Origin of the sequence: Pseudotabrizicola sp. L79 (genome assembly GCF_036553525.1) — a bacterium.
GTDB lineage: Bacteria > Pseudomonadota > Alphaproteobacteria > Rhodobacterales > Rhodobacteraceae > Pseudotabrizicola.
The window spans coordinates 264762-270769 of the sequence record NZ_JAZHDA010000051.1; the positions used below are offsets into that span (position 1 = coordinate 264762).

The following is a 6008-nucleotide window of genomic DNA, read 5'->3' on the forward strand; positions in this document are numbered from 1 at the left end:
CCTCACTCTGTCCCAGTTATAGTTGCAGCATGGTCAGCTCGCCATCGGATTACATGCGCTTCACCATTGATCTCAATTTGCAGTTCATTGCCCGAAATCTTTGTAAGATCGAGACCTGTCACCTCTGCATAGTGCAACATTCGGTGAATGTGGGCGCTTACGACAACCAAATTCGCAGGCGCATCGGCGCCGCCTTGGCCGAGCGGGATCAGATGGTGGACCTCGAGATATGGCTTTCCGTCAGACTTCTTAAAAGTATACTTAGATCCTGTGATCTGGCACTCGCCGTATAGATCTTTGAGTGCTTTTACCGCCTTCTGATTCCTTTCTCGGACTTTCATTACCATCTCTTTGACGGCCGGGGTTGCAGCGCTGTAGTCCGCATCAAAAAGAGCGCTTGCTGCTTCCGCCTCGGTCATTTCTCGAAATTTCGGCTGCTTATTGGAAGGTGCATTCGGTGATGCCGGTCCAGCAGCAGGCACCGTAGTAGCAGGTGCTGGGCCAGTGGACGGCTTGCTGGAGGTCGAAGCACCAGAAGGCTTTGGACTCGGGGCGCTGGCTGAAGCCCCTGAGGCGATGAATGGCCAATGCAGATTTGTCTCGTCAAAATCCAAAGCAGTCACAAATCGGATAATCCCGTCGTCTTCAGAAAACAGTGGCTCAAGAACTGGAGGCACTGCCCAAGACAGTGGACGATCTTGCTCTCTCATCCATCCCGCCCAGTACGTTCCGTCCGTCGCCCGAATGATGAAAACCACGAGACCCTTGATTAGGGGTGCGATTTGCGGATCAGCGGAACTCGCGAGCTTGCCCTTAGGACTCGGAAATCCAGTTTTTGCCGGGTGCCACGCGTGAACTCTGTTAGACTTCCGGCTCTCTAACTTCTGCTCGCGAATGCTAACGGTCGTGCCACGTCGCTGACTAATCTTGAGGGATTGCTCCAGACCTAGGCTTAGACTCTGAACTTTGAATGTCCACTGTGGAAAACTCTGAGCCATCAACCTCGGTGTGATGCCGACAAAGAAATCGGACCAATCCGCTAACGAAACGCCGCTCGTATCTACATCGATGTATGACTGACCGCCGCCACCTTCTTCTGCGCCGCGTTCCTTATAGATGTTGAAAAAATCCGCCGGTGTAATGCGTCGGAACACAAGCATCGATGCTTTTTTCAATCGGCCCTCACAATACTCAAGATTTCAGAACGTCACCGTCGTTGCGCCCTAGGCGCTAGCCAAGGCTATCAGATCGGACACGGCCTTCACAATGGTCCATCACAAGGCGGTCCCAATTGCTTGCTTCGACCCTGCCATGCGACTCTCCCCGCAAAGGTCACCTGCTTCCTGGTCGCTTTTCCCGACCTAGCCCCCGTGGGTTGATAGCTGCGGTTGGAGGACGAAATCTAGGCGGGCTCGGTTGCGGACCTTTCCCGATCCTTCCCAACCGCTCTGATACCCCGACGCCGCCGCGCGTGAGACACTACGCACCATGCGGACGCTCCTTCATCGCCTTCTTGGGTTCACGCGCACGCGCGGCTTTGACGCTGCGGGTGGTGGTCGTCGTTGGGAGGGGGCGCGGACGGTCGATGGGCTGAACGCGGCGATCCTGACGGGAGCGACCACGGCGGCGCGGCGGGCCGGGTGGTATGCGCGGAACAACCCTTGGGTCGCGGCGGCGGTGGACAGCCTCGTCGGCAATGTCGTCGGCGCGGGGATCAAGCCACAATCCACCCATCCCGACAGGGCGGTGCGTGAACGGCTGCAGATGCTGTGGCTGCGCTGGACCGATCATGCCGATCCGGGTGGGCTGGCCGACTTCTATGGGCTGCAGGCCATGGCCGTGCGCGCAATGGTCGAGGGCGGCGAGAGCTTCGCCCGGCTGCGTGTCGTTCCCGACGCCCCTGCTGTTCCCCTGCACATCGACCTGCTGGACCGGGACCAGGTGCCGCTCGACCTGCATCGGGACATCGGCGGCGGCGCACGCATCCGGGCGGGGATCGAGTTCAACGCCTTGGGGCAGCGTGCCGCCTATTGGGTGATGCGCGACCGGCCGGGCGATCCGCTGACCTCCCTGCGACTGGAACCGCTGCGCCTGCCCGCCACCGACTGCCTGCATCTGTTCAAACCGCTGGCGGCTGGGCAGTTGCGCGGGATCACATGGCTCGCCCCGGTCCTGCTGCGGCTGCATGAGCTCGACCAGTTCGAGGATGCGGCACTGGTGAAGGCCAAGGTGGCGGCGCTGTTCACCGGCTTCATCACCGATCCGGACGGCACGGCGGGCGGGCTTTCGGGCACCAACAGCAACGGCGCGCTGACGGTGGGCATGGAGCCCGGCAGCCTGATCCCCCTGCCACCCGGCACTGATATCCGCTTTTCCAACCCGACCGAGCACGACGCCTACGCGCCCTTCGTGAAGAACCACCTGCGCGCCGTCGCGGCCGGGATGGGCCTGCCGTACGAACTGGTCTCGGGCGATCTGGAGGGCGTGACCTACTCCTCGATCCGCGCCGGGCTGATCGAGTTCCGCCGTCGCGTCGAGCAGTTGCAGCACAACGTCGTCGTTCACCTGTTCTGCCGCCCGGTCTGGGAACGCTTCGTACGGCTTGCGGTGCTGTCGGGTGACCTGCCCGCCCGCGATTTCGACCGCGATCCTGCCGCCTATCTCGCCTGCGAGTGGCTCCCGCCCAAGTTCGATTACGTCGATCCCAAGAAGGACGTCGAGGCCGAGATCCTCGCCATCAACGCCGGCCTCAAGAGCAGGACGCAGGCGATCTCGGAACGCGGCTACGACGCCGAACAGGTCGATGCCGAGATCGCGGCCGACAAGGCGCGGTCGGACGGGCTGGGGCTGACCTTCGGTGCCACGCCCGCCGCTAAGGAGGATACTGCCGATGACTGACACCGTCACCCTGCTGACCCGCCGAGCCGACCTGGCCCCGGCAAGCGCCAACCGCGATGACCGCACCGTCGAGGTGATTTGGTCCACCGGTGCGCCCGTGCGCCGCCGCGACATGGCTGGGCAATACATCGAACGCCTTAGCCTTGCGCCCGAGGCGGTGGACCTGTCGCGCTTGCAAGGGGCCAGCGTCCTGGATGCGCATCGCCAGTCTGCCGTCCGCGATGTGTTAGGCAGCGTGCAATCCGCCACCGTCGATGGCCAGCGCGGCACGGCGCTGATCCGCTTCTCGGCTAGGCCCGAGGTGGAACCGCTCTGGCAGGACGTGCTGTCAGGCATCCTGCGCCATGTCTCGGTCGGCTATTCGGTCGAGGAATGGGCTGAGACCAACGAGAACGGCGCACGGGTACTGACCGCCGTGCGCTGGACGCCCCACGAGATTTCCCTGGTGCCGACGCCCGCCGACCCCGGCGCCCACATTCGCATGGAGACCCATATGGCCGACACCACCACCCCCGCCCCGCCCGAGGAGCAGACCCGCGCCACGATCAACACCGAGATCCGCTCCATTGCCCGCATCGCCGGGCTGGACCAGACTTGGATCGACGGCCAGATCGACGCTGCCGCCGATGCCGACACCGCGCGTCGCGCCGCCTTCGAGGCGCTAGCCAGCCGCAGCGCGCCGACGATCCGCACCGAACAGGTTCGCGTCGAGATGGGCGACAGCCAGGACGACCCGGCGCTTCGCGCCCGCCAGATGGGCGAGGCCCTCTATGCGCGCATCAACCCGCGCCATGACCTCTCCGAACCGGCCCGCCGCTATGCCTATGCCACGCCCGTGGACATGGCGAAGGAACTGCTGGCGCTCCGCGGCGAGTCCACCCTGGCCCTGTCGCCCGCCACCCTCGTCACCCGCGCCCTGCATACGACCTCGGACTTCCCGATCATCCTCGGCAACACCGTGGGCCGCGTGCTGCGCGATGCCTACCAGGCCGCACCCTCCGGAATCCGCCGCCTCGGCCGCCAGACCTCGGCGCGGGATTTCCGGGCGGTGAACAAGATCATGCTGGGTGAGGCCCCGCTGCTGGAAAAGCTGAACGAGGCAGGCGAGATCAAAGCCGGGACCATGGCCGAGGCCCGCGAGGCTTACAAGATCGAGACCTGGGCCAAGAAGATCGGCATCACCCGGCAGGTGCTGGTCAACGACGACCTCGGTGCCTTCGCAGACCTCGCGCGGCGCATGGGTCAGGGCGCGGCCGAGACCGAGGCACGGATCCTTGTCACCCTCCTGGAGGCGAACAGCGGCAACGGCCCGACGCTCTCGGACAACAAGGCGCTGTTCCATGTCGATCACGGCAACCGCGCGACAACGGGCGCTGTGATCTCGGACACCACCCTCTCGGCCGCCCGGCTGGCGCTGCGGACGCAGAATGGCATCGAGGGCCGCGTGATCCGTGTGACGCCGAAGAACCTGCTGGTGCCGCCCGCGCTGGAGACCGTGGCCGAGAAATGGCTGGCGACCATCGCGCCCGCCACGGCCGCCGATGTGAACCCCTTCTCGGGCGCCATGTCGCTGGTGGTCGAACCCCGCCTGACCAGCGCCACCCGCTGGTATGTCACCGCCGACCCCGGAGAGATCGACGGCCTCGAGTTCGCCTACCTCTCGGGCAACGAAGGGCCCCAAGTGGAGAGCCGGTCCGGTTGGGATGTGGACGGCGTGGAAATCCGGGTGATCCTCGATTTCGGCGCAGGCTTCATCGACCACCGCGGCTGGTTCCAGAACCCCGGGGCGTAAGATGGCCGACCTCGCCCAACTCACCGCCTGGCGCGATGCCCTGATGGCCGCCCGCTATCAGGGCGTCCGCACCGTAGAATACGACGGCAAGCGGGTGACCTATGCCAGCGATGCCGAGATGGCCGCCGCGCTGGGCGACCTCAACCGGCAGATCACCGGCACCACGGCGCGCGTTGCCGTGGTCCGCATCCAATCCTCGAAAGGGCTCTGACCATGCAGAACTTCATCCAGAATGGGCACATCATCCGCGTGACCGCACCGGCAGGCGGCATCGCATCGGGCGAGGGATTGATCATCGGTGCCCTGTTCGGCATCGCCGCCTATTCCTCGGCCGAGGGCGATCCCGTCGAGCTAGGGACCACAGGGGTCTACCAACTGCCGAAAGCCACCACTGCGGTTCTGACGGTCGGCGCACGCGTGGCGTGGGATAACACGGCCAAGAACATCAACGTATCGGGCGCTGGGCGCTTCCCAGTGGGGATCGCCACCGAGGCGGCGGGCAACGGCACTACCAGCGTTGCGGTGCGGCTGGATGGCGTCGGGACCGTGGCTGCGTAATCAGCCCACAACATCGCGTTGCGGATTACAACATGATTTCCGGAATGACGATCTCGCGCCTCAATGTCATTCTACGTGCTCGCCCTCGCGGAACGCCATGTCGCTGATTTCGCGGAGGCGGGCGCGGTAATGGTCCAGCGTCCCGACATGGCCCCAGTTCACCTCTTCCGGGCTGTAGCCGAAGTGGTCGGCGCTGTGCGCCGCCAGCCGAACCAGCATGGCGTCGATCTCGATCTTGGCGGCGATGAAGGCGTCCAGCGCGGCGTCGTTGGTCTTGGGCATGATGGTCCCCGAGTTGGTTTCGAGGACATGACGGCTCTGGTTTGCCCGGAGGTCAAGTTCAATCGGACACGGAACGTCCCGCGAACATCCGGCCCACTCCGTGTCGCTTGGGTGTTGCACGGAAGAATCGGGACTGGACGTAAGGCTTTGGAATCTTTGGGGAACGCGTTGTGCTGTGTTGCGAACGCAAAAAGCGCCCCGTGGGGCGCCCTGCGTTGGCCTAAGCCTTTGTTATCTTACGCACAAATTTGGTTGCGGGGGCAGGATTTGAACCTGCGGCCTTCAGTTTATGAGCCTGACGAGCTACCGGGCTGCTCCACACCGCGTCCGGTTGTTGACCGAGGGCGCTTAATGGTGCGATCAGGTTTGTTTTATCGATGAGAGAGAGAAGTGTCTCTGTATAGTTTTTGCGGTGACCTAAACACCCACGTATTAAGAATCATTACCATTGGAGTGTCAGACCTTAACGTCCGAGTTC

6 protein-coding genes and 1 tRNA gene are annotated in these 6008 nt (G+C 63.6%); 4 read left to right on the forward strand and 3 right to left on the reverse strand.

What is annotated here, in order from left to right; genetic code table 11:
- Positions 1–2: 2 nt before the first annotated feature.
- Positions 3–1160 (reverse strand): HNH endonuclease, encoded by a 1158-nt coding sequence (locus tag V3C85_RS13090; protein WP_331795546.1) that lies wholly within the window; start codon positions 1158–1160, stop codon positions 3–5.
- 328 nt (positions 1161–1488) lie between these two features.
- Between V3C85_RS13090 and V3C85_RS13095 the strand changes: the two genes are divergently transcribed.
- The 4 genes from V3C85_RS13095 to V3C85_RS13110 are packed head-to-tail and all read left to right on the forward strand — an operon-like array spanning position 1489 to position 5248.
- Positions 1489–2898: a phage portal protein gene (locus V3C85_RS13095; RefSeq protein WP_331795547.1), complete on the forward strand. Its 1410-nt coding sequence runs from the start codon at positions 1489–1491 to the stop codon at positions 2896–2898.
- Entirely contained in the window at positions 2891–4690 is a 1800-nt protein-coding gene (locus V3C85_RS13100; protein WP_331795549.1) for a prohead protease/major capsid protein fusion protein, read from the forward strand. The genes V3C85_RS13095 and V3C85_RS13100 overlap by 8 nt, the downstream gene beginning before the upstream one ends.
- A gap of 1 nt (position 4691) precedes the next feature.
- On the forward strand, positions 4692–4901 hold the full coding sequence (locus V3C85_RS13105; RefSeq protein WP_331795551.1) for a phage head-tail joining protein: 210 nt from the start codon (positions 4692–4694) through the stop codon (positions 4899–4901).
- Positions 4902–4903: 2 nt separating this feature from the next.
- The gene (locus tag V3C85_RS13110; RefSeq protein ID WP_331795553.1) at positions 4904–5248 is read left to right on the forward strand and encodes a DUF2190 family protein; all 345 of its coding nucleotides are present in this window, start codon (positions 4904–4906) and stop codon (positions 5246–5248) included.
- A gap of 66 nt (positions 5249–5314) precedes the next feature.
- Here the strand turns inward: V3C85_RS13110 and V3C85_RS13115 are convergent, their stop codons facing one another.
- Positions 5315–5530 (reverse strand): hypothetical protein, encoded by a 216-nt coding sequence (locus V3C85_RS13115; protein ID WP_331795555.1) that lies wholly within the window; start codon positions 5528–5530, stop codon positions 5315–5317.
- A gap of 249 nt (positions 5531–5779) precedes the next feature.
- Positions 5780–5856 (reverse strand) — tRNA-Met (locus V3C85_RS13120).
- Positions 5857–6008 lie beyond the last annotated feature (152 nt).